General features: G+C 72.2%; 26 protein-coding genes. 14 read left to right on the forward strand and 12 right to left on the reverse strand.

Features of this window, described 5'->3' with window-relative positions:
- The first annotated feature begins 27 nt into the window (after positions 1-27).
- The 5 genes from AB0K09_RS01125 to AB0K09_RS01145 all read left to right on the forward strand — a co-directional run bounded on the left by AB0K09_RS01125 (position 28) and on the right by AB0K09_RS01145 (position 5,764).
- The gene (locus AB0K09_RS01125; RefSeq protein WP_366063080.1) at positions 28-2,235 is read left to right on the forward strand and encodes an MMPL family transporter; all 2,208 of its coding nucleotides are present in this window, start codon (positions 28-30) and stop codon (positions 2,233-2,235) included.
- Between the two features lie 220 nt (positions 2,236-2,455).
- Positions 2,456-3,652 carry a MarP family serine protease gene (locus AB0K09_RS01130; RefSeq protein ID WP_366063081.1) on the forward strand — a complete coding sequence of 399 codons (1,197 nt, stop codon included), beginning with the start codon at positions 2,456-2,458 and terminating at the stop codon, positions 3,650-3,652.
- A gap of 159 nt (positions 3,653-3,811) precedes the next feature.
- Complete coding sequence (locus AB0K09_RS01135) at positions 3,812-4,156, forward strand: peptidoglycan-binding protein (RefSeq protein ID WP_366063082.1); 345 nt, start codon at positions 3,812-3,814, stop codon at positions 4,154-4,156.
- Positions 4,157-4,167: 11 nt separating this feature from the next.
- Positions 4,168-4,551, forward strand: a complete 384-nt coding sequence (locus AB0K09_RS01140) for a peptidoglycan-binding domain-containing protein (protein WP_366063083.1) — start codon at positions 4,168-4,170, stop codon at positions 4,549-4,551.
- Between the two features lie 85 nt (positions 4,552-4,636).
- Positions 4,637-5,764, forward strand: coding sequence for a class I SAM-dependent methyltransferase (locus AB0K09_RS01145; protein WP_366063084.1), 1,128 nt, complete (start codon positions 4,637-4,639; stop codon positions 5,762-5,764).
- Here the strand turns inward: AB0K09_RS01145 and AB0K09_RS01150 are convergent.
- The 7 genes from AB0K09_RS01150 to AB0K09_RS01180 form a co-directional block, all read right to left on the reverse strand.
- A complete protein-coding gene (locus tag AB0K09_RS01150; protein WP_366063085.1) occupies positions 5,761-6,396 on the reverse strand; it encodes a hypothetical protein in 636 nt (211 codons plus the stop codon). The two genes, AB0K09_RS01145 and AB0K09_RS01150, sit on opposite strands and share 4 nt — an antisense overlap.
- Positions 6,397-6,435: 39 nt before the next feature.
- Positions 6,436-7,134, reverse strand: coding sequence for a hypothetical protein (locus tag AB0K09_RS01155; RefSeq protein ID WP_366063086.1), 699 nt, complete (start codon positions 7,132-7,134; stop codon positions 6,436-6,438).
- A gap of 230 nt (positions 7,135-7,364) precedes the next feature.
- A complete protein-coding gene (locus AB0K09_RS01160) occupies positions 7,365-7,973 on the reverse strand; it encodes an HDIG domain-containing metalloprotein (protein ID WP_366063087.1) in 609 nt (202 codons plus the stop codon).
- 88 nt (positions 7,974-8,061) lie between these two features.
- On the reverse strand, positions 8,062-8,487 hold the full coding sequence (locus AB0K09_RS01165; RefSeq protein WP_366063088.1) for a hypothetical protein: 426 nt from the start codon (positions 8,485-8,487) through the stop codon (positions 8,062-8,064).
- 8 nt (positions 8,488-8,495) lie between these two features.
- Entirely contained in the window at positions 8,496-8,864 is a 369-nt protein-coding gene (locus AB0K09_RS01170) for a hypothetical protein (RefSeq protein WP_366063089.1), read from the reverse strand.
- Positions 8,865-8,929: 65 nt separating this feature from the next.
- Positions 8,930-10,240: an amidase domain-containing protein gene (locus tag AB0K09_RS01175; protein ID WP_366063091.1), complete on the reverse strand. Its 1,311-nt coding sequence runs from the start codon at positions 10,238-10,240 to the stop codon at positions 8,930-8,932.
- A gap of 2 nt (positions 10,241-10,242) precedes the next feature.
- Complete coding sequence (locus tag AB0K09_RS01180) at positions 10,243-10,566, reverse strand: type VII secretion target (protein WP_366063093.1); 324 nt, start codon at positions 10,564-10,566, stop codon at positions 10,243-10,245.
- A gap of 151 nt (positions 10,567-10,717) precedes the next feature.
- Between AB0K09_RS01180 and AB0K09_RS01185 the strand changes: the two genes are divergently transcribed.
- Genes AB0K09_RS01185 through AB0K09_RS01195 form a run of 3 tightly spaced genes read left to right on the forward strand, consistent with a single transcriptional unit; the run spans position 10,718 to position 12,387 of the window.
- Positions 10,718-11,125: a hypothetical protein gene (locus AB0K09_RS01185; RefSeq protein ID WP_366063095.1), complete on the forward strand. Its 408-nt coding sequence runs from the start codon at positions 10,718-10,720 to the stop codon at positions 11,123-11,125.
- 5 nt (positions 11,126-11,130) lie between these two features.
- A complete protein-coding gene (locus tag AB0K09_RS01190) occupies positions 11,131-11,658 on the forward strand; it encodes a DCC1-like thiol-disulfide oxidoreductase family protein (protein ID WP_366063114.1) in 528 nt (175 codons plus the stop codon).
- A gap of 9 nt (positions 11,659-11,667) precedes the next feature.
- Complete coding sequence (locus AB0K09_RS01195; protein WP_366063096.1) at positions 11,668-12,387, forward strand: TetR family transcriptional regulator; 720 nt, start codon at positions 11,668-11,670, stop codon at positions 12,385-12,387.
- Between the two features lie 18 nt (positions 12,388-12,405).
- On the opposite strand, the gene AB0K09_RS01200 is transcribed toward AB0K09_RS01195, so the two are convergent.
- Positions 12,406-13,206: an SDR family NAD(P)-dependent oxidoreductase gene (locus tag AB0K09_RS01200; protein WP_366063098.1), complete on the reverse strand. Its 801-nt coding sequence runs from the start codon at positions 13,204-13,206 to the stop codon at positions 12,406-12,408.
- A gap of 355 nt (positions 13,207-13,561) precedes the next feature.
- On the opposite strand from AB0K09_RS01200, the gene AB0K09_RS01205 reads away from it, so the two are divergent.
- Complete coding sequence (locus tag AB0K09_RS01205) at positions 13,562-13,699, forward strand: hypothetical protein (protein WP_366063099.1); 138 nt, start codon at positions 13,562-13,564, stop codon at positions 13,697-13,699.
- A gap of 162 nt (positions 13,700-13,861) precedes the next feature.
- On the opposite strand, the gene AB0K09_RS01210 is transcribed toward AB0K09_RS01205, so the two are convergent.
- Positions 13,862-15,055, reverse strand: a complete 1,194-nt coding sequence (locus AB0K09_RS01210) for a serine hydrolase domain-containing protein (RefSeq protein WP_366063100.1) — start codon at positions 15,053-15,055, stop codon at positions 13,862-13,864.
- 135 nt (positions 15,056-15,190) lie between these two features.
- On the opposite strand from AB0K09_RS01210, the gene AB0K09_RS01215 reads away from it, so the two are divergent.
- Both AB0K09_RS01215 and AB0K09_RS01220 read left to right on the forward strand, forming a co-directional pair.
- Positions 15,191-15,565 carry a VOC family protein gene (locus tag AB0K09_RS01215; RefSeq protein ID WP_366063101.1) on the forward strand — a complete coding sequence of 125 codons (375 nt, stop codon included), beginning with the start codon at positions 15,191-15,193 and terminating at the stop codon, positions 15,563-15,565.
- Between the two features lie 63 nt (positions 15,566-15,628).
- Complete coding sequence (locus AB0K09_RS01220; RefSeq protein WP_366063102.1) at positions 15,629-16,051, forward strand: VOC family protein; 423 nt, start codon at positions 15,629-15,631, stop codon at positions 16,049-16,051.
- A gap of 11 nt (positions 16,052-16,062) precedes the next feature.
- Here AB0K09_RS01220 and AB0K09_RS01225 read toward each other — a convergent pair whose 3' ends face one another.
- The 3 genes from AB0K09_RS01225 to AB0K09_RS01235 are packed head-to-tail and all read right to left on the reverse strand — an operon-like array spanning position 16,063 to position 18,616.
- Entirely contained in the window at positions 16,063-16,833 is a 771-nt protein-coding gene (locus AB0K09_RS01225) for an ABC transporter ATP-binding protein (RefSeq protein ID WP_366063103.1), read from the reverse strand.
- Positions 16,818-17,582 carry a cobalt ECF transporter T component CbiQ gene (gene cbiQ, locus AB0K09_RS01230; RefSeq protein WP_366063104.1) on the reverse strand — a complete coding sequence of 255 codons (765 nt, stop codon included), beginning with the start codon at positions 17,580-17,582 and terminating at the stop codon, positions 16,818-16,820. The genes AB0K09_RS01225 and cbiQ overlap by 16 nt, the downstream gene beginning before the upstream one ends.
- Positions 17,583-17,584: 2 nt before the next feature.
- Positions 17,585-18,616 (reverse strand): energy-coupling factor ABC transporter permease, encoded by a 1,032-nt coding sequence (locus AB0K09_RS01235; protein ID WP_366063105.1) that lies wholly within the window; start codon positions 18,614-18,616, stop codon positions 17,585-17,587.
- Positions 18,617-18,850: 234 nt separating this feature from the next.
- Between AB0K09_RS01235 and AB0K09_RS01240 the strand changes: the two genes are divergently transcribed.
- The 3 genes from AB0K09_RS01240 to AB0K09_RS01250 all read left to right on the forward strand — a co-directional run.
- Positions 18,851-20,890, forward strand: coding sequence for an MDR family MFS transporter (locus AB0K09_RS01240; RefSeq protein ID WP_366063106.1), 2,040 nt, complete (start codon positions 18,851-18,853; stop codon positions 20,888-20,890).
- Between the two features lie 64 nt (positions 20,891-20,954).
- Positions 20,955-22,715, forward strand: coding sequence for a phospholipid carrier-dependent glycosyltransferase (locus AB0K09_RS01245; protein WP_366063107.1), 1,761 nt, complete (start codon positions 20,955-20,957; stop codon positions 22,713-22,715).
- Positions 22,716-22,876: 161 nt separating this feature from the next.
- Positions 22,877-23,330 (forward strand): NTF2-like N-terminal transpeptidase domain-containing protein (locus AB0K09_RS01250; protein WP_366063108.1); only part of this gene is annotated, 454 nt, incomplete at its 3' end.

The raw sequence follows: 23,330 nt of genomic DNA on the forward strand, positions 1-23,330 counted from the left end.
CTCGACCCGACGGGAGCACAGCACCTCGTGGCCACCTTCCTCTACCGGCTCGGGCGGACCGCCTTCCGGCGCCGCTGGTACGTCGCCCTGATATGGGTGATGCTGCTGGCGCTCGCCGGCTTCGGCGCCGCCACCGCCTCCAAGTCGACCAACAACAGCTTCTCCATCCCCGGCACCGAGGCGCAGGCCGCCTTCGACCTGCTGGAGCACCGCAACCCCGGCCAGAAGGCCGACGGCGCCACCGCCCGCCTCGTCTTCAAGGCCCCCGAGGGCCAGAAGATCACCGACCCGAAGAACAAGGCCGCGGTCGAGAAGGTCGTCGCCGAGCTGAAGGGCCCGCAGGTCGACAAGGCCGCCGACCCCTTCCTGGCCAAGCCCGGGCCGACCGTCTCCGGCGACGGCACGATCACCTACTCCTCGGTCTCCTACAAGGTGAAGTCCAGCGAGGTCACCGAGGAGTCCCGCGACGACCTGAAGCAGGCCGCCCAGCACGGGCGGGACGCCGGACTGACCGTCGAGATGGGCGGCAGCGCCCTGCAGTCCATGCCCGAGGGCGGCAACACCGAGGTCATCGGCCTCATCGTGTCCGCCGTCGTTCTCGTGATCACCTTCGGCTCGCTCGTCGCGGCCGGACTGCCGCTGCTCACCGCGATCATCGGCGTCGGCATCGGCGTCTCCTCGATCGCCGCACTGGCCTCCGCGCTGGACCTGTCCGGCAACACCTCCACGCTCGCCATGATGATCGGCCTCGCCGTCGGCATCGACTACGCCCTCTTCATCGTCTCCCGCTACCGCGCGGAGATCGCCGAGGGCCGCGAGCGCGAGGAGGCGGCCGGCCGCGCCGTCGGCACCGCCGGCTCCGCCGTCGTCTTCGCCGGTCTGACCGTCGTCATCGCCCTCGCCGGGCTCGCCGTCGTCAACATCCCGATGCTGACCAAGATGGGTCTCGCCGCCGCCGGCACGGTCGCCATCGCCGTTCTCATCGCGCTCACCCTCATCCCGGCCCTCATCGGCTTCGCCGGCCGCAAGGTCCTCGCGCGCAAGGTCCGCAAGGGCACCGGCGCCTCCACCGCGGACAAGCCCAACATGGGCACCCGCTGGGCCCGCTTCGTTCTGCGCCGCCCCGTCATGGTGCTGCTCGCGGGCGTCCTCGGCCTCGGCGCGATCGCCGTCCCCGCCGGCTCGCTCGTCCTCGGCCTGCCCGACGACGGCTCCCAGCCGGAGAACACCACCCAGCGCAAGGCCTACGACCTGCTCTCCGAGGGCTTCGGCCCCGGCTTCAACGGCCCGCTGATGCTCGTCCTCGACACGGCCGGCGCGAAGGCCCCCAAGGCCGCCGCCCAGACCGTCACCGACAGCATCAAGGGCATGGACGACGTCGCCATGGTGTCCCCCGCCGCCTTCAACAAGGCCGGCGACACCGCCACCATCACCGTCGTCCCCAAGTCCAAGCCGAGCGGCTCCGAGACCGAGGACCTCGTCCACGCCATCCGTGACAAGGCCGGCTCCTTCCGCGCCGACACCGGCGCCAAGGTGCTCGTCTCCGGCTCCACGGCGATGAACATCGACGTCTCGCAGAAGCTCAACGACGCCCTCCTGCCCTACCTGGGCCTGGTCGTCGGCCTCGCCTTCCTGCTGCTCATGGTCGTCTTCCGGTCCGTCCTCGTGCCGCTGAAGGCCGCCCTCGGCTTCCTGCTCTCCGTCGTCGCCGCGCTCGGCGCCGTCGTCGCCGTCTTCCAGTGGGGCTGGCTCGGCGGACTCTTCGGCGTCGAGGAGACCGGCCCGATCATGTCCATGATGCCGATCTTCATGGTGGGCGTCGTCTTCGGCCTCGCCATGGACTACGAGGTCTTCCTCGTGACCCGCATGCGCGAGGCCTACGTCCACGGCGAGCGCCCCGGCGAGGCCGTCGTCACCGGCTTCCGCCACGGCGCGCGCGTGGTGACCGCCGCCGCCGTCATCATGATCAGCGTCTTCGCGGGCTTCATCGGCTCCTCCGAGCAGATGATCAAGATGATCGGCTTCGGGCTCGCGATCGCCGTGTTCTTCGACGCGTTCGTCGTCCGCATGGCCATCGTCCCGGCCGTCCTGGCCCTGCTGGGCCGCGCGGCGTGGTGGCTGCCGGGGTGGCTCGCGAGGTTCTTGCCGAACGTGGACGTGGAGGGCGAGGCCCTGCAGAAGCGGATGGCGCCGGACGCGCCGGACGCGCCGGAGCGCGAGCTGAGCGCGGTCTGACCGGTTTCTCCCACCCGTTTCTCCCACCCGCCCACCCGGCACCCGGAACCTTTCCGGGCAACGGGTGGGCGGGTGCGTTTCGGCGCACGCCCCCACGGCGCCGCACGCGCCATGTGGCAAAGCCCACGCCGTGGAACCGCGGAGCGGAAACACACGTTTTAACCAGTCCACGGACCGTGGACGCGATCGGGGGCGCGCCGCACGAATAGGGGCTCGCGTTGTGAACCTGCTCGACCTTCTGCTGATGCTGATCGTCCTCGGCTACGCCGTGTCCGGCTACCGCCGGGGCCTCGTCGCCAGTGTGATCCTCCTGGCCGGCTTCCTCGGCGGAGCCGTCCTCGGCGTGTGGGCCCTGCCGTTCATCCTCCGGCCGTTCGAGGCCGGGACCACCACGGCCGCCGTCGTCGCGGTCCTCGCCGTCCTCATACCCGCCGGCCTCGGCCACGCCCTCGCCGGCCGCCTGGCCTGGAAGCTGCGCGCCCGTCTGACCTGGGCCCCCGTACGCGGCCTGGACGGCGCCGGCGGCGCGGCCGTCAACTCGCTGGCCGTCCTCCTCGTCGGCTGGGTCGCCGCCAGCGTCCTCGTCTCCGCGAACTCCGCCCCGCTCACCCAGCAGATCAAGGACTCCGCCCTGCTGAACGCCGTGCAGCGGGCCATGCCGGAGCAGGCGCCGACGTGGTTCAGCCGCACCACGGACGCGCTCGCGGGCGCGGGCTTCCCGCAGGTGTTCAACCCCTTCGAGAACGAACCGGCGACCGGGGTCGCCAAGCCCTCCGGCGACGCGGTCACCGTCGCCGCCACGCAGGCGGCCCGCGACAGCGTCGTCAAGATCGAGGGCGTCGCCGAGGTCGGCGACGGCCGCCGGGGCCAGGAGGGCAGCGGCTTCGTCTACGCCAACGAGCACGTCATGACCAACGCGCACGTCGTCGCCGGCGTGACCGAACCGACGGTCCGGGTCGGCGGCGTGGGCCGCGCGTACGCGGCGCGCGTGGTCCTCTTCGACCCGCGCACGGACGTGGCCGTGCTGGACGTACCGGGCCTGGACGCGCCCGTCCTCCCCTTCGACAAGACCGCCAAGCGCGGCGACGCGGCCGTCGTCGCCGGCTACCCCGAGAACGGCGGCCTCGACCTGCGCGCCGCCACGGTCGCCAACGAGGTCCGCGCCAAGGGCCAGGACATCTACGGCGACGGCGTGACGACGCGCACGGTCTACTCCCTGCGCTCCACGGTCCGCCCGGGCAACTCGGGCGGCCCCCTCCTCACGCCGACGGGCAAGGTCTACGGCGTGGTGTTCGCCCGCTCGACGGCCAACGCGGAGACGGGCTACGCCCTGACCGCCGGCCAGGTGGCGGAGGCGGCCCGCAGCGCGGCACACGCGACGGCTCCGGTGAGCACGGGGAGCCGGGCGGCGAAGTAGTCACCGGGGGCCGGACCCGCTGCCGCGCCCGGTGGAGGCTCCGCCTCACCTACCGCCGTAGTCGCAGACGGGAAGTCAACCGTGTGCGGGACGCCCCGGGGGCGCCCCGCTTCCTATCGTGGCGGTCCGAGAGCACAGGACGGACGCAGGGGAGACCTGATGAAGCGGGCACGGTTACTGCTGGTGGCGCTGGTCGGCGCGGTGACGCTGGGGGGTGGTGGGGCGGTCGCCACGGCGCAGGCCGCGGACACCGCCGTGAGCGCGCGCGGGTGCGCGCAGACACGGCCGTTCCTCTCGGAGGGGGACCGGGGGACGTGCGTGCGGTTCCTCCAGCAGAAGCTGACCGACACCGGGATCAGGACCGATGCCGACGGCGTCTTCGGCCGGAAGACGACCAAGTCGGTGAAGGAGTTCCAGTACGCGTGCGGCTACCGCGGCAACGAGGTCGACGGGCTGGTCGGCCCGCGGACCTGGGCCGGGCTGCTTGACCGCGCGTGCGTGTAGGGGGAGACGTGATGAAGCCGAGGAAGTTCGCCGCGGTGACGGGCGTCATCGGCGCCGCCCTGGCCGTGACGACGGCGGTGGCCGTGCCGGCCGGCGCCGCGCCCAACGTCCCGAACATCCACCCGGGCAGTAGGAACCACTACGGGGTCACCTGTGTCCAGGAGGGGATCCTGGACTGGATCGTCCGGACGAAGCAGAACGCCTGGATCAACGTGGACGGCCAGTACGGCGACGAGACCTACCGCTGGCTGCTTAAGTTCCAGCGCGCGTCCGGCCTGGAGGACGACGGCATCGTGGGGCCGCGCACGGGCAACAGCATTCTGGACAACCTGACGGGCGACACGACGATCACGCGTCGCGAGTGCTACCCGCACATTCCCAGCACCCACCGGTGAGCGAGGCGGGTTGCCGCCGTGCCGGTCGGCGGCCAGTGATCCACGTCGCGGTACGCCGGCGCGCACGCGCCTACGCTGCCGCCCCGTGAACACCGACACAGCCGTCGACCGGCTGCACTCCACGCCCACCAACGCCGGTTACGGCGAAGCCGCCGACGCGCTCGCCGAGCAGTACGAGAGCGTGTCCTTCGACGAGGTGCACCGCGAGGTGCTGCACCTGTTTCCCTCGCGACCCGCTTCCGTGCTGGACATCGGCGCGGGCAGCGGGCGTGACGCGGCGGCGCTGGCCGCGCGGGGGCATCGGGTCGTGGCCGTCGAACCCACCGCCGAGCTGCGGGCCCTGGCCCGGCGCATTCACGGCGGCCAGGAGATCGAGTGGGTCGACGACGCGCTGCCCGGGCTCGCCGGCCTCGACGGGCGCCGCTTCGACCTGATTCTCCTGACCGCCGTCTGGATGCACCTGGACGAGCGGCAGCGGGCGGCCGCGATGGAACGCCTGGCCGGGCTGCTGGACGTGGGCGGGCAGGTGGTGCTCTCGCTGCGGCACGGGCCCGTTCCCGAGGGCCGGCGGATGTTCCCCGTCGCGGCCGAGGAGACCGTCGCGCTCGCCCGCCGCTGCGGGCTGGAGGTCGTCCACCTCGCGGAACGCGAGGACGCGCACGGGCGGGCGGGCGTCCGCTGGACGCATGTCGCGCTACGCCACGCCGCGTTGGCCTTCCGGCGGGCCGGCGAAGGCGACGTCACCGAACTCGTCCGGCTCCGCGACGACGCGGCGCGCCGGCAGCTCGCCGGGGGGATCGACCAGTGGAAGCCGGGTGAGCTCGGTGAGGACCACTTCCGGGCGCGCCTGCGGGACGGGGAGGTGTGGATCGCCACGATGGGGCCGGACGGCCCCGTCGCCGGGGCGTGGGAGCTGTGGTGGGACGACCCGGCCGCCTGGGGGCCGCAGGGCCCCGACGCCGGTTACGTCCACCGGCTCATGACCGACCGCCGAGTCGCGCCCCCGGGCACCGGGCGGCTGATGCTCGCCGAGGCGGAACGCCGTATCGCCGCCTCCGGCCGTGGCCTGTGCCGGCTCGACTGTCTGTCCGGCAACGCCCGCCTGCGGGAGTACTACGAGGGGGCGGGCTACACGGTCGTCGGCGAGCAGCCGTCGAAGGACGGCGGGCTCGGCGGTACCTACGCGGTGACGCTGCTGGAGAAGCGACTCTAGGGCTCCTGGGGCCCGTCCGGGTCCTCGCCCGGAAGGCCGGTGGCGAAGGTGGGCCGGCCCCGCACCGGGCCGGCCGGCCGGAGGTCGTGTGCCGCGACGGTCACGGCGCGCTCGACGATGGTGTAGGTGAGGCCGGCGTCCATGCCGCCGGCCCCCAGCCCGGCCAGGGGGACACGGACCTCCACCACGTCCCCGCGCGAGGTGCGCCCCACGGCGACGTCCGTGGTCCGGCGGCCGTCGGTCACCACCCGGAGCAGCTCGACCGGTTCGGCGAGATACGCGTACCAGGCGTCGCTTCGCCGGCCGATTTCGTCGAGCAGCCAGCCGTGGCCGGCGAGCGGCGAGGACGGGGAGTCCGCCGGCTCCTCGCCGGCGAGCCGGGCGGGGCCGGCCGCGGCGATCGCCCGCAGGAGCGCGTCGCGGCCGGCCTCGGGGTCGGGCAGGAGGGTGGTTGCGGGGACGCCGGGCCACTGCACGGTCACCTGTGCGCGGCCGGACGTGAGGTCGACGTCCCGGACGCACAGCCCGAGCCCGGCACTCCCGCGCTGAACCGCACCCAGGTCGACGAGCAACGGCGCCCACCACTCGGCCGCGGGGAGTGCGCGGGACGGCCGGACCGGATGTCGGCTCATCGGGAGGACCCTCCTGGCCTGGAGCGGATCGGATGGCGATCAGATGTTGATGGCGTTCTTCACCCAGTCGGGGCAACGCCCCTGCACGCCCTCGCAGTAGGCGGTGATGACGCCCTTGGGCAGCTGCGGGATTTTGACGCTGAAGTCTACTCCCGCGCGCACGGCCTGGACCTTGTCGACGCGGCAGGTCCGGAAGATCCACCAGCCGCTGCACTTCACGTGCAGTACGTCGGTGAAGTAGTTCCAGGTGTCCGGATACCCGGCGAACTTCTGCTTCCCCGCGGCTCCCGGGCGCGGGTACTGCGTGGTGGCCCGGACGGCCTTCATGGTGAGGTTGTGCTTCTGCTCTATCTTGGTGAGCCCGAAGCCCTTGTCCTTGACGGGGTCGTAGTACCCCCGCCGCATGTAGACGGTCCAGCCGTCACGGTCCTTCCACTGCCCCACCAGGTCGTCGGGGCCGCTGAGCGTCGCGCTCTGGGTGGCGGCGGGACGGGGCGCCTTCCCGGCGCCGAGTTCCCTCACCGCGGAATCCGGAATCCCGTGCCGGCCGAGATCGGCCAGCCGGAACGAGGTGTTTCTGGGAATTCCGGATCCGTTGTCGAAGACGGAGAACTCCACGTCTCCGGACGAGCCCTGGGCCGAGGGCGCCGCTGTCATCGCGGATGCCGGCCCCGCTGCGAACAGCCCGGCCGCGAGGCCGAGAGCCGCCGAGGCGACGGCATACCGGCGTGCATTCACCTTACGCATGGTTCCCCTTGCGGTGACTGCCGTGTACTTCCGTTGCCGGACCCTCACGATGCGATCCGGCCACCAGCAAGCTAGGGAGACCACGCGTGACACGTCGACCCGGGCGGGGGTGATTCGGCCAGCCGCAGCCACCGCCGACGACAACGACCGTTTGCAACAAGGAGCTTGTGCGTTGTGCAGCTCACACGCTCGGCGCCGTGGACCCGGGGTGCGTTCCGTTTTCAGTGCGGCGTGGCCCGCAATGTGACCGAAACGGCCTGGGTGTGGCCGTATTCCGCCCGGAGAGCGGTGAGGTCGGGCACGCCGAACCGCTCACGCAAGGCGTGGAACGCGCGTACCTTCTCCGGGCCGAACCGCATTGCCAGGAACGCCTCGTAGGACTCCACGGACAGGAACGCCGGCGGCGAGCTCTTGGTGTGGAACTTGTCGGCGTACATCACCAGCTGCTCCTCGGCGGTCTCCGCCAGATAGTCGGCCACCGGCACGTCCAGCTTGCCGCTGAGAACGTCGTGCCGGGTCAGGCCGACGCCCACATGACAGGAGCAGAAGCGGCCCAGGCGCTCGGGGAATCCCTCGTCGCGGAGGATCTCGTGGCCGAGGATGCCGTGGCGGATGTAACCGGCGCCGTTGAGCCGGTAGACGCCGATGTCGTGGAGCAGGGCGCCGGTGCGCACGAGGTCGGCGTCGAGCGTGCCGGCGGCGCGGGCGAGAAGCTGCTCCGCGATGCGGGAGACGATCTCGCAGTGGGTGTGCACGAGCTCGAAGGCCGCCCGGGTCGGCGCGTACTTCTCGTGCAGTGCGCGGATCTGCTGGACCGTCGGCAGGGTCACCGTCGCAGCGTAGCAACGGGCCGGCACCTCGGGGAGGCGCGCAGCCGCAGTCGCCGCCCGCCCACGCGCCGGCCACCCCGAGGACGGCTCAGTGGTCCGCCATGAACGCACCCCATGAGTACGCGTCGTGCAGCGTGAGCAGCTCCATCAGAGTCGTCGCGATGTTGGGCCACACCAGAACGAGGGCCACCACGCCCGGCCATCTCCGCCAGGGCGGGACCCCGTCCCGGCGGTGGATCCACACGCCCACGAGCAAGCAGACGACCACGGCTGCCACGCCGAGGGTCCCCCATAGCGACCCGGCTACGAATTCCTTCAGCGAGAAGGGCATGTGGCTGTGTTCGAGGTGTTCCTGCCAGGACCAGTCGTTCAGGACGTCCCGCGCGTGCTGGGAACCGACCACACCGGCGACGGTCATGACGGGTAGCGACAGGGCCGCGATCGCCATGCCGGGCGGGACAGGGCGCTTCTGCGGGGTGGCCGCATCGGGTGCGGCGGTAGGGGGAGTGGTCATCGACATTCTCAGAAGTCCCCCAGGTACACGCCCGACGTGGCCACGGAGTACGCGTCGTACAGCATGATCAGCTCGATCGGAAGGGTCAGCATGTTTGGCCACACGCAGACGAAGGCCACCAGCCCTGGCCATCTCTGCCAGAGCGGGACGTTGTCCCGACGGTGAATCCGCTTGCCGACGAGCACGCAGGCGACCACGGCTGCCACTCCGAAGGCCACCCCTAGCCACACGGCCGCGTACTCCGTCACGGGAAAGGGCAGGTGCCGGTGTTCGAGTTCTTGCCGTCCGTGCCAGGCTCTCTGGATGTCCTGTGCGTGCCAGGAAGTGACCACACCGGCAACGGTCATGACAGGTACCGACAGGGCCGCGATCGCCATGCGGAGCGTAACCGGATGTTTCTGCGGGGCGGTCGCGAGCGTTTCGGAAGCAGGGGAAGTAGCCATCAGTACCAATTCGGCTTCGGTCGGACGATGCGGATGCGCTGTTCCCCGTTGTTCGTGTTGGCGATGTGCTCCCGGCTCTCCAGGCTCACGTTCTGGAAGTTGCTGGTGTGCTGGGTCAATTTGATGTCGCCGTCGGGGGTTACCGAGGTGACCACAGCAGCGTGGTGGGTCTCGCCCTGAGCCGTCTTGGTTCCGGGAGCCACCTGCTCGTAAAAGATGATGTCGCCGGGACGTGCTTCTGACCTCGGGATCTCCTCACCGCCGTTGCGCAGCAGGAAATTTTGCAGGGCCTCGGCTCGTGCCCACGAGTCGGAGTGGAAGATCTTCGCGTCCAGCGCAGTCCATCCGGTGCCATCTTTCTCGCGGCCCCATGTGTTGTCGCCCTGAAGGCCCCACCACCAGGAATCGATTTTCTCCTCCATGCCGCCGGCTTCCAGGGCTTCCGACACGAAATTGGTGCAGTTTCCCTGGCCGTCGTCGTATTTCAGGTCGTCGTCCTTGTCCCAGTGGTCCAGCGCGAACCGCACCATCTCCACCCGGTCGATCTTCCCGTCGCGCCCCCGGAGCTCTTCGTAGACACCGTTCGGTAGGCCGTTGAGGTCGTGGATGGTCACCGGATCCGACCGCATCAGCGCCTTCTGCTGCTCGGCCGTGAGCCCGCCCCACCACGCGCGGACGAGGTGCGGGTCCTTCCCGGCCGGGATGCTGCCCCTGATGATGTCGAATTCGACATGCGCGGCCTCGACCTCCAGCTCGTTGTGCGCCGTGCTGGTGTTGGAGACGTTGATGGTCCCCGCCAGCTTCGCCAGTTCGGCCGAGGCCTTCGTGTCCGCCTGGGTGGCCTGCCGCAGGGCCTCCTCTATCAGCCCGTTGACCTCGGCCAGGTACGCCGACTCCTTCGCGTAGTCGTCCCGCACGTTCTGCGGGACATTGGGGCCCGTGGGTGCCGCCCCCGAGTACGCGCCGAGTGCGCGGCCGTCCTGGATGTGCAGGCCGTACCCGTTCGCCAGCTCCACCGCGTGGAACAGCGTGCGCTGGGACCATTCCATCGAGTAGGCCAGGCCGTCGAGGACCATGGCCACGCCCTTGGTGATGTCGCCGCCGGACTCCAGGCGGTCGGCGAGGTCCTCCAGGCGCGCGCCTGCCTGCTTGCCGGTGGCGTCGGCCCAGTTCTCGTCGATCGGCTTCTTGCCCTGCGCGCGGATGTCCTCGGCGGCGGCCTCGGAGCGCCGGGAGAGGGCGACCCAGTCGTCGGCCGCCTTCTTCCACTGCTCGACGCGGCAGTTGTAGAGATCGTGGTAGGAGACCACGGTCACTTCCCCCCGAAGTCGGCGAGGCCGTGCTGGAGTCTGCTGAGCGCGTCCCTGCCCTGGCGGTCCGTGGTGTCGTAGGCGTTGCCCGCGGTCCGGAGATGGTCCGCCATGGTGCCCATCTGCTTCGCCAGGTCGACCATGTGGTCCTCCCAGGCGGTCGCGCAGCGCTTCAGGGCGGCGGCCGAGGCCCAGCCGTGGTCGCTGTCGGCGGCCGTGTCGCTGGAGTCGAGCGACCTGCGGAGGTTGTCCACCGCCGTTTCGGCTGCCGTGCGGGTGCCGCCGGCGCCCTGGCGCACCAAGTCCGTTTTGACGTTGATGTCCATCGATTCCCCCCTCAGTAGCTCGAACAGCCTAGCTAGCGGCAGGGGCATGACAGTGACTCAGGTGTGGGACGGCCACTGGTTGAACGCGTTCAAAAACAGGTCTACAGTCATACCGACAGCGTTTTGAACGCGTTCAAGAAGGGGTGGGGAAGTGGACCTCACAGTCGTCGCGTACGTCATCTACCTGCTGATCAGCGTGGGTCTCACCGTCTGGGTGGCCCGTACGCTCAGCCGGAACGGGCGAGTCTTCCTCGCCGACGTGCTGCACGGGAACGAGAAGCTGGCGGACGCCGTGAACCATCTGCTGGTGGTCGGCTTCTACCTGGTGAACCTGGGCTTCGTGGCCCTCTATCTCCAGGACGACGCGGAGATAGCCAACGCGCGGGGCGTGTTCGAGGCCCTCTCGCAGAAGCTCGGCGTCGTGCTGCTGGTGCTCGGCGTGATGCACCTCGGCAACGTCTACGCGCTCAACAAGTTCCGCCGGCGCGGAATGATGGAGCGGGAGCAGGTCCCGCCGGTGCCGCCGCAGGGATGGGCCGCACCGGCCGGCGGGCACTGAGCGCGATGGCGGCGGACGCCGCCGCGGGCCGGGGCGACGCGGGTGTCCCGGTCCGACGGCTCACCGTGCTGTACGACGCGCAGTGCTCGCTCTGCGTCTTCCTCCGCGACTGGCTCGCGCGGCAGCGGCAGCTGGTGCCGCTCGATCTGGTGCCGGCCGGGTCGGAAGAGGCCCGGCGGCGCATCCCCGGACTCGACCACGCGGCGACGCTGGACGAGATCACCGTGGTCGGGGACGGCGGGCAGGTGTACCGGGGGGCCGGGGCGTGGGTGGTGTGCCTGTGGGCGCTGGCCGAGCACCGGCCGCTCGCCCACCGGCTCAGCACCCCGTCCGGGATGCGCCTCGCGCGCGGCGCGGTGCTCGCCGCGGCCAAGTACCGCGGGGCCCGGTGGCGGCCGCGCCCCGGCGGCCACCGCACGGCGGACGAGTGGGCGTACGACCCGGCGGTGGGCTGGGTGTACGCCGGGCCGGCCGGCTGCGACGACGGCGGCTGCGCACCAGGTGCCCCCGTGCCCCGCCCGGCCAGGGCCTAGGCTCGGAACGTGCCAGCAGAGAACGAACCCCGACCGGCCAAGAGCGAGCAGACCCGCGCCCTCATCCTGGAGACCGCGATGCGGCTCTTCCAGGAGCGGGGCTACGACAAGACCACGATGCGGGTCATCGCCAAGGAGGCCGGGGTCTCCGTCGGTAACGCGTACTACTACTTCGCCGGCAAGGAGCACCTGATCCAGGGCTTCTACGACCGGATCGCCGCCGAGCACCAGGCGGCGGTCCGCGCCGTGCTGGACCGGGAGACGGACCTGGAGGCGCGCCTGGCCGGCGTGCTCCGGGCATGGCTCGACCTCGCCGAGCCGTACCACGAGTTCGCGGCCCAGTTCTTCAAGAACGCCGCCGACCCGGACAGCCCCCTCAGCCCCTTCTCGGCCGAGTCCGAGCACGCGCGGGAGGCGGCCATCGCCGTCCACCGCGAGGTGCTGGCGGGCTCGAAGGCCAAGGTGCCGGCCGAGCTCGCCGGCATCCTCCCCGAGTTGATGTGGCTGTCCCAGATGGGCCTCGTCCTGTACTGGGTCTTCGACCGCTCCCCGGACCGCGAGCGCAGCCGCCGGCTCGCCGACCGCGGCGCGCGGCTGACCACGCGGGGCGTGGCCCTGTCCCGCTTCCGCGTCCTGCGGCCGCTGGTGCACGAGGTGCACGAGCTGTTCACGGACTTCCTGCCGGGCATGGCGCAGACGGTCACCACGCGCAAGAAGCCGGAACGCTAGGCGCTCAGCCTCCGCCGCTCAGCCCTCGCCGCCCCGCCACGCCCGCTTCAGCACGCCGCGCAGTGCCACGTTCCCGATGAGGATCCCGCCGTCCACCGGCAGCGTGACGCCCGTGACCCAGCTCGCGTCCTGCGACGCGAGGAAGGCCACCGCCGCCGCGATGTCCTCCGGCAGGCCGACCCGGCCCAGGGGGTAGAGCGACGCCGCCTTCGACAGGGCGGCCTCGCGGCCGGACCAGTTCGGGGTGTGCACGGTGCCGGGCGCGATGAGGTTGACGCGCACGCCGCGCGCCGCGCACTGGCCGGCCAGGGTACGGGTGAGGCTCGCGAGGCCGGCCTTGGCCGCGCTGTAGGCGTGGTTCCCGAAGTCCTGCTCGCCGTTGACCGAGCCGATGTTGACGATCGCGCCGCGGCCGTCCGCCGCGGCGAGGTGCGGCATGGCGGCCCGGACGCAGCGGAGGGCACCGGTCAGGGTGATGTCGAGGTCCCGTGCCCACTCGTCGTCCGGGAGGTCCTCGGCCAGCGGCGGGTCGGGGTGGCAGGAGAAGGCGTTGTTGACGAGCACATCCAGCCGGCCGAACCGCTCGACCGCGTAGGCCACCGCCGCCTCCACGGCGGCCCGGTCGGCGACGTCGCAGGCGAGCGCCTCGGCCCGGAACCCGGCCTCGCGGATGCCGGCCGCCGCGCTCTCCGCGCGCGGGCCGTCCAGATCGGTGACGAGGACGCGAGCGCCCTCCGCGGCGAGCCGGCGGGCGGTGGCCTCGCCGATGCCGCGTCCTGCGCCGGTGAGGAGGACGGCGTAACCGTCGAAGCGCATCATGCGCCACTCCCTACCCCAGCCCTCGCCGGGCAATGCCAGGAGGAACGGCGCCCCTTGAGCCCCGCCGTGACGCGAGAACGGTGGGTGTCATGCCTGACCGGACGACAGGAACGGCTCATGGTCGCGTACTTGACGCGTTCCGTCACCGGGTGGCGTGGATCACGGCTATGCTCCCGCGTGATGACGACGTGACGTGCCGGTCTCTCCGGGGCGCCCGCAACGGTCAGTCACCCGTACGGGGGGCTGTTTGGGGCGCGGCCCCCGGGAGTCTCCGGGTGGCCGCGCCCATGGTCAGCCCTCCGTCGAGAGGGATGACCGGTGGGCGACTGCCCACCCCGGGAGAAAGGCGCAGCACGTGCGCCATCGCAAAAAGAAGGACCGGAGCCGCCTGCGGGCCCAGCTCTACCGGATCTACCGATGGTCGGCGCCGATGCTCGGTGCCATGGCCGTGGCAGCACTCCGGTGGTGGCTGGAGGTGACCCACCGGCTGTAACCCTCGCCACAAAAGCTGGCGAGGGGTGCAGCCGGCATCCTTCCCAGAAGCCCTGCCGCCGTGCCCGCGGCGGTGGGGCTTCGCCACGTCCACCCGCTGCCCGGCGGTCGGACGTCGCGCCCACCACCGTACCGTGTTTGACCGCGCTCGGCCCGGTCAACGTCAGGGACAGGCCGCCAGCGCCGTCGACAGTGCTCGGACCAGGGCCTGTGCCCGTGGGTCCGCCGTCACATTCTTCTGCATGCCGTTCGTGACGTAGCCGAACGCCACCCCCGACTCCGGGTCGGCGAAGGCCAGGGAGCCGCCGCGGCCCGGGTGGCCGAAGGAGCCGGGGGCCAGCATGGGGGAGGCCGGGCCGTGGAGCATGTAGCCGAGGCCGAAGCGGGTGTTGACGACGAGGACGCGGTCCGGGCCGGCGGACTCCTCCGTGCGGGCCACCGTCAGGGTGGCCGGCGCGAAGAGGCGCCGGGCGCTGCCGTCGAGATCGCCGATCAGGGACGCGTAGAAGCGGGCCAGCGCGTCCGCCGTGGCGATGCCCGCCGAGGCGGGGAGCTCGGCGGCCCGGTACGCGGGGTCGTTCTCGTCCGCCATCGGGTCGATGGCCTGGAAGGCGCGCCGGGTGAGCGAGGACGGGTCGCGGTACGCGTCGGCGACCGTCCGCTTGGGGCGGACCCGCAGCCCCGCCGACGCGGGCGCGGCCGGAGCCTCGACGTCGGCGATGCGGCCGACCCGCTCCCGCTCGGCGTCCGGTAGGCCGATCCACAGGTCCAGGCCCAGCGGCCCGGCGATCTCCTCGGCGACCCAGCGCCCGAGGGACCGGCCGGTCACGCGCCGGACCAGCTCGCCGAGCAGCCAGCTGTAGGTCTGGGCGTGGTAGCCGTGGGCGGTGCCCGGCTCCCAGTGCGGCGCCTGCGCCGCGACCGCGCGCGGGCCGCTCACGCCGTCGAGGGCCTGCGCGGGAGTCAGCGGCACGTCCAGCGCGGGCAGCCCCGCGCGGTGCGAGAGCAGGTGCCGGACGAGGACGCGTTCCTTGCCGTTCGTCTTGAACTCCGGCCAGTACGTGCCCACGGGCGCGTCCAGGTCGACCTGGCCGCGCTGGTGCAGCAGCAGCAGGACCGCCGCCGCGACGCCCTTCGTGGCCGAGCGGACCACCTGCGCGGTGCCGCGCACCCACGGTGCCCCGCCGTCGCCGTCGCCGTCGGCGTCCCGGAGGCCGCCCCACAGGTCGGCGACCTTGCGCCCGTGGCGGTAGACCACGACGGCGGCGCCGCGCTCCCCACGCCGGGCGAAGTTGTCCGCGAAGGCGTCCCGGACCGGTTCAAAACCGTCCGCCACCGTGCCCTGGACGTCCACCACTGTCGTTCCGCTCCCACGATCGTTCGAGACAAACCACCCCCCATGGTGCACGACGGCCCACCCGGCCCCGGCGGGGCCCCCGGTCGCGGGGGATATAGGACGCCCAGCGACCTAAACGACCTCTAGCGTCGTCCCATGGCTACCGCGAACACACCCTCCATCCGTCTGCTCGGCGCCGGCTTCGGCGGCCACGACGGCAAGGCCCTCGCCTCCTTCTGGGCCGCCGCGCTCGGCTGGGAGGTCACCCAGACCTTCGGCGACGCGGCGGCGATGATCAGCGACGGCACGACGAGCCACGTCTTCTACACGGCACGCGATTTCCGCGCCCCCGACTGGCCCGCCGACGAGCTCGCCTTCCACTTCGAGCTGGGCACCGACGACGTCGCCGCCGCGGTGGAGCGCCTGACCGGGCTCGGCGCGACCAAGCCCGACCACCAGCCGGGCGGTGACCGCTGGACGGTCCTGCTGGACCCGTCCGGCCTGCCCTTCTGCGTCAGCGCCCGCGGCTGAGCGGCGTCACCCGCGCGGCGCGCCCCGGATGCGGGGCCGCGCCGCGCGGGTGAGAAATGAGGCATGCCGTTCGCACCCTGTCTGAGCGTCGCGGACACCGCCGCGTCCATCGCCTTCTACAAGAAGCTCGGCTTCGACGCCGACTCCAGCACCGCCCGGCCCGGCGACGACATCCACATGCTGCTCCACCAGGGCGAGTTCTGCGCGATGCTCTACAGCAACGCCGATCTGAAGCGGTGGCTGCCCGTGCTCGCGGACACGCCCATCGGCTTCGCGGGCATGTTCTACCTGGGCGTGGACGACTTCGAGGCCGTCCGCGAGCACATCGGCCGGCACGCCGAGATCGTCAAGGACACCGAGGACGACCACACGGGCCAGCGCATGTTCTACTTCCGCGACCCCGACGGCTATGTCATCGGCATCAACGACAAGGCGGCCTTCGAGGCGAGCGACCTGGGCCAGAAATACGGGGAGGAGCCCGTCTGACCCCGCCCCCGTCAGCGCGCCGGGGTCACCGAGCGCGGGTCGAAGCCGAACGGCAGCTCCAGGCGGTGGGCCCGCATCAGCTCCTCGTCGCACAGCAGCTCGCCGGTCGGCCCGTCCGCCGCGATGACGCCGTCGCTCAGCACGACGGACCGTTCGCACAGCTCCAGGGCGTACGGCAGGTCGTGGGTGACCATGAGTACGGTCACGTCGAGGGAGCGCAGGATGTCGGCGAGCTCACGGCGCGAGGCCGGGTCCAGGTTGGAGGAGGGCTCGTCGAGGACGAGGATCTCCGGCTCCATGGCGAGCACCGTGGCCACCGCCACCCGCCGCCGCTGCCCGAAGGACAGATGGTGCGGGGGCCGGTCCGCGTACGCCTCCATGCCGACGCGGGCCAGGGCCCGGCGCACGCACTCCTCCAGTTCGGCGCCGCGCAGCCCGGCCGCCGCCGGCCCGAAGGCGACGTCCTCGCGGACGGTCGGCATGAAGAGCTGGTCGTCCGGATCCTGGAAGACGATGCCGACCCGGCGCCGGATCTCCGCGAGGTTGCGCTTCTCGACGGGCAGCCCGGCCACCCGCACGGTGCCGACGCCGCCGCCGAGGATGCCGTTGAGATGCAGGACGAGCGTGGTCTTGCCCGCCCCGTTCGGGCCCAGCATTGCCACGCGCTCGCCGCGGCCGACGGCCAGGTCGACGCCGAAGAGCGCCTGATGGCCGTCGGGATAGGCGAAGGCCAGGCCGGAGACTTCCAGCGAGGGAGAGGGGTCAGTCACGTCAGCGTCCATCCCGTCAGGCAGACCGCCAGGGCGGCCAGCGGCAGCGCGCCCGCGTACGCCCACTGCGCACGGGTCGCGGTCACCTCGTCGATCACGGGCATCGTGCCCGTGTACCCCCGGCTGACCATCGCCAGGTGGACGCGTTCGCCGCGCTCGTACGAGCGGATGAACAGCGCCCCGGCGGACTTGGCCAGCACCCCCCAGTGCCGCACTCCGCGGGCGGTGAAGCCGCGGGACTCGCGGGCGACGCGCATGCGCCGCATCTCGTCGGTGATCACGTCCCCGTAGCGGATCATGAAGGAGGCGATCTGGACGAGCAGCGGCGGCATCCGCAGCCGCTGGAGGCCGAGCAGCAGGGACCGCAGCTCGGTGGTCGAGGCCAGCAGCACCGAGCAGGCGACGCCGAGCGTGCCCTTGGCCAGGATGTTCCAGGCGCCCCACAGGCCGGACCCGCTGAGCGAGAGGCCCAGCACGTCCACCCGCGGGCCCTGCGCGACGAACGGCATCAGCAGGGCGAAGGCCACGAACGGCACCTCGATCAGCAGCCGCCGCAGCAGGAACCCCGCCGGGATCCGGGCCGCGCCCGCGACCGCCGCGATCAGCAGCGCGTACAGGCCGAAGGCCCACATCGCCTCGCGCGGGGTCGAGACGACGACGAGGACGAAGCAGAAGGCCGCCGCGATCTTGCAGTGCGGGGGCAGGGCGTGCACGGGGGAGTGCCCGTGCCGGTAGAGCTTGTGCGCGTGGCCTGCTCCCACGGTCAGCCCGCTTCGGTGCCGCGCGAGCGGCGGCGGAGGACGACGAAGACGCCCGTGCCCACGGCCAGCGTCGCGCCGACGCCGATCACGCCCGCCAGACCGCCGGAGATCCGGGCGTCCGAGACGTCCTCGACCTGGTAGTCGGCGAGCGGGGAGTCCTTGGCGGCGTGCTCCTTCTCCTTGCTGTCGATGCCCTTGTCGTGGGCGACCTTCTCCAGGCCGTCCGGGCTCGTCGAGGCGTAGTAGCTGACGAAGCCGGCGAGCGCGAGGGCGGTGACGAGGCCCGCGAGGCGGACCCGGCGCGTGGAGCGGGCGGCGGCCGGGGCGGGTTCGGCGGCCGGCACGGAGACCGTGGAGCCGTCGGCGGTGCGCAGCTGGAGCGGCTTGGTCAGCCCGCGGGCGCCGTGGACCAGGTCCGGCCGTACGGCGATCACCGCGCCCACGGTGAAGGCAGTGATCGCCGCCTCGCCCAGACCGATCAGGACATGGACGCCGGCCATGGCCGTGAAGACCTTGCCGATCGGCACGTCCGTCGTCCCGCCGAGGGCGTAGATCAGCGTGAAGGCGCAGGCGGCGGCCGGTACGGACAGCAGCGCGGCCACGAAGGACGCGGCCGTCACCGACGAGCGCCGGCGCGGTAGCACCTTCACCAGCAGCCGGAAGACGGCGTAGGCGACGACCGTGGTGACCACGGCCATGTCGCTGATGTTGACGCCGAGCGCCGTCAGCCCGCCGTCGGCGAACAGCACGCCCTGCATCAGCAGCACCACGGATATACAGAGCACACCCGTGTACGGCCCGACGAGGATCGCCGCCAGCGCACCGCCCAGGAGATGGCCGCTGGTGCCGGCGGCGACCGGGAAGTTCAGCATCTGGACGGCGAAGACGAAGGCCGCGACGAGGCCGGCCAGCGGCGCCGTCCGGTCGGACAGCTCCCTGCGCGCACCGCGCAGGGAGACCGCCACGGCGGCAGCGGCGACGGCACCCGTGGCCACGGATACCGGTGCGTCGATGAATCCGTCGGGTACGTGCATGGCGGGTCTCCGCTTCTGCCTTCTGTCGGTCTTCTGCCGGTGGTCGTCTGATTTCGGCCACGGACGCGGCGCGAACCCGCTCGATGATAGGGCCGTTCTGCGAAAAGGTCGCAAGAGCGTGCGTGAGGCGACTGCACGCCCCTCGCCCGGTGCCCCCTCTTCCGCCACTCTCCTGCCGACAGCGGTGGCGCCCCCGGACGTCCCCCCGAATGCTGGGCACGGGAGGTACGCGCCATGACCACCACCGCCACCGCGCCCCCCGGCGGGCAGCCGGCGGCCCCGCCCGCGCTGAGCAGGCGCCGCGTGAACCTCGTCTTCCTCACGGTCGTGCTGGGCATGCTGCTCGCCGCCCTCGACCAGACGATCGTCTCGACCGCCCTCCCGACGATCGTCGCGGACCTCGGCGGCGGCGGGCACATGGCGTGGGTGGTCACCGCCTATCTGCTGGCCGAAACCGTCTCCACGGTGCTGGTCGGGAAGTTCGGCGACCTCTTCGGGCGCAAGATCGTCTTCCAGCTGGCCGCGGTCGTCTTCGTCGGCGGCTCGGTCTTCGCGGGCGCGGCGAACTCGATGCTCATGCTGATCGCCGCCCGCGGGCTGCAGGGCATCGGCGGCGGTGGCCTGATGGTCACCGCCATGGCCCTGATCGCCGATGTCATCCCGCTGCGCGAGCGCGGCCGCTACCAGGGCGCGCTGGGCGCGGTCTTCGGCGTCACCACCGTCGTCGGCCCGACCCTGGGCGGCGTCTTCACCGACCAGGCGACCTGGCGCTGGTGCTTCTACGTCAACGTTCCCGTCGCCATCGTCATGGTGGTGATGGCGGCCCGGACGATCCCGGTCGTCCGCCCGGCCGTCCGCCCGGTCATCGACTACCTCGGCATCGTGCTCGTCGCGCTCGGCGCGTCCGCCCTGGTACTGGGCCTCGAATGGGGCGGCAACCGGTACGCCTGGGGTTCGCCCGTCATCATCGGCCTCTTCGCCGGCGCGGTGCTGCTGCTGACCGCGTTCCTGCTCGCCGAACGCCGGGCCGCGGAGCCCATGCTGCCCCTCCACCTCTTCCGCACCCCCGTCTTCACGGTGTGCTCGGTGCTCAGCTTCATCGTCGGCTTCGCGATGCTCGGCTCGATGACCTACCTGCCGACGTACCTCCAGTTCGTCGACGGCGACTCGGCCACCCTGTCCGGCGTCCGGGCCCTGCCGCTGGTCGCCGGGCTGCTGGGGGCGTCCATGCTCTCCGGAACGGTCGTCGGCCGCACCGGCCGTTACCGCGTCTTCCCGATCACCGGTACGGCCGTCACGGCCCTCGGCCTCTATCTGATGTCGACCATGGGCGCCACCACGGGCGTGTGGCTGGAGTCCCTCTACATGGGCGTGCTGGGCATCGGCATCGGCCTGGCCATGCAGGTGCTCACCGTCGCCGTGCAGAACACCGTCCCGTACCACGAACTGGGCGCCGCCACCTCGGGCGTGACCTTCTTCCGCACCCTCGGCAGCTCCTTCGGCACGGCCATCTTCGGCACCCTCTACACGGCCCGCCTGGTGCCCAACCTGCGGGACGCGCTCACGCACACGCCCGGCGTGCCGCTGACGGCCGTGCAGAGCCCGCAGGCGCTGCACGCGCTCCCGGCGGCGCAGCGGGGGCCGGTCGTCGACGCGTACGCGCACACCGTGAACTACGTCTTCCTGTGGATCGTGCCGGTCGCCCTCGCGGGCTTCGCCGCGGCCTGGTTCCTGCGCGAGGTCCCGCTGCGCGACAGCGCCCGCGCGGAGGCCTCCGACCTGGGCGAGGCGTTCTCCGCGCCCGACTCCGCCGACGCCGACCGCCAGCTGGAGCGCGCCGTCGCGGGCGTGCTGCACCGGGCCGAGGGCTCCGTCCCCCGCGAGGTCCTCGCCGCGTCCGGCAGCCCTCTCGGCCCGGCCGAGGCGTGGACCCTCGGCCAGATCCACTGGCGCCTGCACCTGCGGGGCGCCGCCACCCTGCGCGGTGTGGCGGCGGCCCACCGCGTGCCCCCGGAGGTCCTCGCCCCGGCCTTCACCCGCACGGCCGAAGCGGGTTACGCCCGGCTGGACGGCGACCGGCTGACCCTCACCCCGTCCGGCGAAGCCGAACTGGCCCGTCTCCGCGCCGCCTGGCGCACCTGGCTCGACGCCCGCCTGGACGACTGGGACATCACCGACCCCACCGACCGCGCCCGCCTCGACCGCGCCCTGGACACCATGGCGGAACGGCTGCTGGAGGAGGGGGAGCGGGCGGAGGAGTACCCGGCGGGGTGAGCCGCGGTCCGCCCCCGCGCGGCGCCCCCGGGACTCTCACCGGACCGTTCCCTACGATGGCGCGGTGACCAGTGACACCGCGACGCGAGCCGAGCACGGCCGGACGGAAGGCGACGAGCCCAGCCCGTGGCAGCGCAGGCTGCGCCGGTTCGGGTATCCGGGGCGGCCGGAGGCGGACGTGCGGGAGCGGCTGGTCCCGCCGTACCCGGAGCCGGGGACACGGCTGTGGGAGACGTTCGGCTTCCTGCCGCCCGTCGCGCGGCGGCTGGCGCGGGCGACGGGGTGGGGCGGGCCGCTGGTCGTGGCGCTCGTCGCCGGGCTGATCCGGTTCTGGAACCTCGGCAGCCCCAACAGCGTGATATTCGACGAGACGTACTACGCCAAGGACGCCTGGGCGCTCTGGAAGTTCGGCTACGAGGTCAACTGGCCCAAGGACGCGAACGACCAGATCCTGGCCGGCCACACCGGCGTGGCGGACACCGCCGCGTATGTCGTGCACCCCCCGGTCGGCAAGTGGGTCATCGGCATCGGGGAGTGGCTCTTCGGGCTCGATCCCTTCGGCTGGCGGTTCATGGTCGCCCTGCTCGGCACCGCGTCGGTGCTGATGCTCTGCCGGATCGGGCGCCGGCTGTTCCGGTCGACGCTGCTCGGCTGCATCGCCGGCGCCCTGCTGGCCGTCGACGGGCTGCACTACGTCATGAGCAGGACGGCACTGCTCGACACGGTGCTGATGTTCTTCGTGCTCGGTGCCTTCGGCTGCGTACTCGTCGACCGGGACAGGACGCGCGAACGCCTGGCGGCCGCCCTGCCGGAGGACGACGAGGGCACCGGGCTGCCGGACGCCGCGGTCGGCGACCGGCTGCGGCTCGGCCTGCGGCCCTGGCGGCTGGCCGCCGGGCTGCTGCTCGGACTGGCCTGCGCCACGAAGTGGAACGGCGCCGTGTACCTGGCGGCCTTCGGGCTGATGGCCGTGCTGTGGGACGTCGGCTCGCGCCGCCTGGCCGGGGCCCGGCGGCCGTGGCGCTCGGTACTGCGGCGCGACGTGCCCTGGGCGTTCGCCTCGACCGTGCCCGTGGCGATCGGCGTCTACGTCGCCTCCTGGACCGGCTGGTTCACCAAGAGCGGCACATACGACGAGAGCACCGGCTGGCAGCACAGCGGCTACTTCCGGCACTGGGCGGAGACCGAGGGCGGCCAGAGCCCGCACGGCTTCCTCGCCGGGGTGCTCAACCCGCTGCGCAGCCTGTGGCACTACGAGCAGGAGGTGTGGCGGTTCAACACCAGCCTCTCCTCGCCGCACACCTACCAGTCCAACCCCTGGAGCTGGCTGGTCCAGTCCCGCCCGGTCTCCTACTTCTACGAGTCCCCGCTGCCCGGCCACGACGGCTGCCCCACGGACGCGGCCGACAAGTGCGCCCGTGAGGTCCTCGCGCTCGGCACGCCCCTGCTGTGGTGGGCGGCCTGCTTCGCGCTGCTGTACCTGCTCTACCGCTGGGCGCTGCGGCGCGACTGGCGGGCCGGGGCCGTGCTGTGCGGCGCGGCGGCGGGCTACCTGCCGTGGTTCCTGTACCAGGAGCGGACGATTTTCGTCTTCTACGCGGTCGTCTTCGTGCCGTTCCTGTGCCTCGCGGTCGCGATGATGATCGGGGCCCTCCTCGGCCCGCCCGGCGCGCCGGAACGCCGGCGGGTGGCCGGCATCGTCGTGGCCGGGACCCTCGTCCTGCTCATCGCCTGGAACTTCATCTACTTCTTCCCCCTCTACACCGGGCAGGCCATCCCCATCGACGCCTGGCGCAACCGCATGTGGCTGGAGACCTGGATCTGACGCCCCGGGAGCCATGGCCGGCAACAAGTGAAAGGACGCATTCCGGCCAGCTCGCCGCATGTGTCCGTGCCGTCCCGTAGAGTGCCCTGCCAGATGATTTGATCGCGTGATTAAAAGCTGACGGGGGCCGGGCCGGTGACGGCCCAGGAGGGGGCTCGGACATGCACAAGGGTGCGAAGGTCGCGCTGGGGGGCGTCGCCGCCGCGGTACTGGGAGCGGTCGGCGTGGGCGCCTACAACCTCGTGGACGCCGTGACGGGCGGCAACACCGCGGCGCACGCGGACGCCGCCCCGGTCGAGACGGGGCCGCCCACCGCGCCCGAGGTCGAGAGAACCGCGCGCGACTTCCTGGCCGCCTGGGAGTCGGGCGACGCGCAGAAGGCGGCGGGCCTGACCGACAGCGCCGAGGCGGCCGCGGCCGCCCTGGCCGGCTACCACGACACCGCGCACATCGAGAAGGTGACGCTCAAGCAGGGCGCGGCCACCGGCGCCACGGTGCCGTTCGCCGTCACCGCCCAGGTGACGTACGGCAAGCAGCGATCGACGTGGACGTACGACTCCGCGCTCGAGGTCGTCCGGGGCCGCACCAGCGGCAAGCCCCTGGTCGGCTGGCGGC

This window comes from Streptomyces sp. NPDC049577, assembly GCF_040675635.1.
GTDB lineage: Bacteria > Actinomycetota > Actinomycetes > Streptomycetales > Streptomycetaceae > Streptomyces.

Coding starts and splice junctions, on each gene's coding strand:
- AB0K09_RS01200 (WP_366063098.1), bottom strand. CDS start 13,206: ATGATGCGCTTCGACGGTTACGCCGTCCTCCTCACCGGCGCAGGACGC.
- AB0K09_RS01220 (WP_366063102.1), top strand. CDS start 15,629: ATGCCGTTCGCACCCTGTCTGAGCGTCGCGGACACCGCCGCGTCCATC.
- AB0K09_RS01240 (WP_366063106.1), top strand. CDS start 18,851: ATGACCACCACCGCCACCGCGCCCCCCGGCGGGCAGCCGGCGGCCCCG.
- AB0K09_RS01225 (WP_366063103.1), bottom strand. CDS start 16,833: ATGGACGCTGACGTGACTGACCCCTCTCCCTCGCTGGAAGTCTCCGGC.
- AB0K09_RS01165 (WP_366063088.1), bottom strand. CDS start 8,487: ATGACCACTCCCCCTACCGCCGCACCCGATGCGGCCACCCCGCAGAAG.
- AB0K09_RS01190 (WP_366063114.1), top strand. CDS start 11,131: ATGGCGGCGGACGCCGCCGCGGGCCGGGGCGACGCGGGTGTCCCGGTC.
- AB0K09_RS01150 (WP_366063085.1), bottom strand. CDS start 6,396: ATGAGCCGACATCCGGTCCGGCCGTCCCGCGCACTCCCCGCGGCCGAG.
- AB0K09_RS01180 (WP_366063093.1), bottom strand. CDS start 10,566: ATGGACATCAACGTCAAAACGGACTTGGTGCGCCAGGGCGCCGGCGGC.
- AB0K09_RS01135 (WP_366063082.1), top strand. CDS start 3,812: ATGAAGCGGGCACGGTTACTGCTGGTGGCGCTGGTCGGCGCGGTGACG.
- AB0K09_RS01235 (WP_366063105.1), bottom strand. CDS start 18,616: ATGCACGTACCCGACGGATTCATCGACGCACCGGTATCCGTGGCCACG.
- AB0K09_RS01140 (WP_366063083.1), top strand. CDS start 4,168: ATGAAGCCGAGGAAGTTCGCCGCGGTGACGGGCGTCATCGGCGCCGCC.
- AB0K09_RS01170 (WP_366063089.1), bottom strand. CDS start 8,864: ATGGCGATCGCGGCCCTGTCGGTACCTGTCATGACCGTTGCCGGTGTG.
- AB0K09_RS01215 (WP_366063101.1), top strand. CDS start 15,191: ATGGCTACCGCGAACACACCCTCCATCCGTCTGCTCGGCGCCGGCTTC.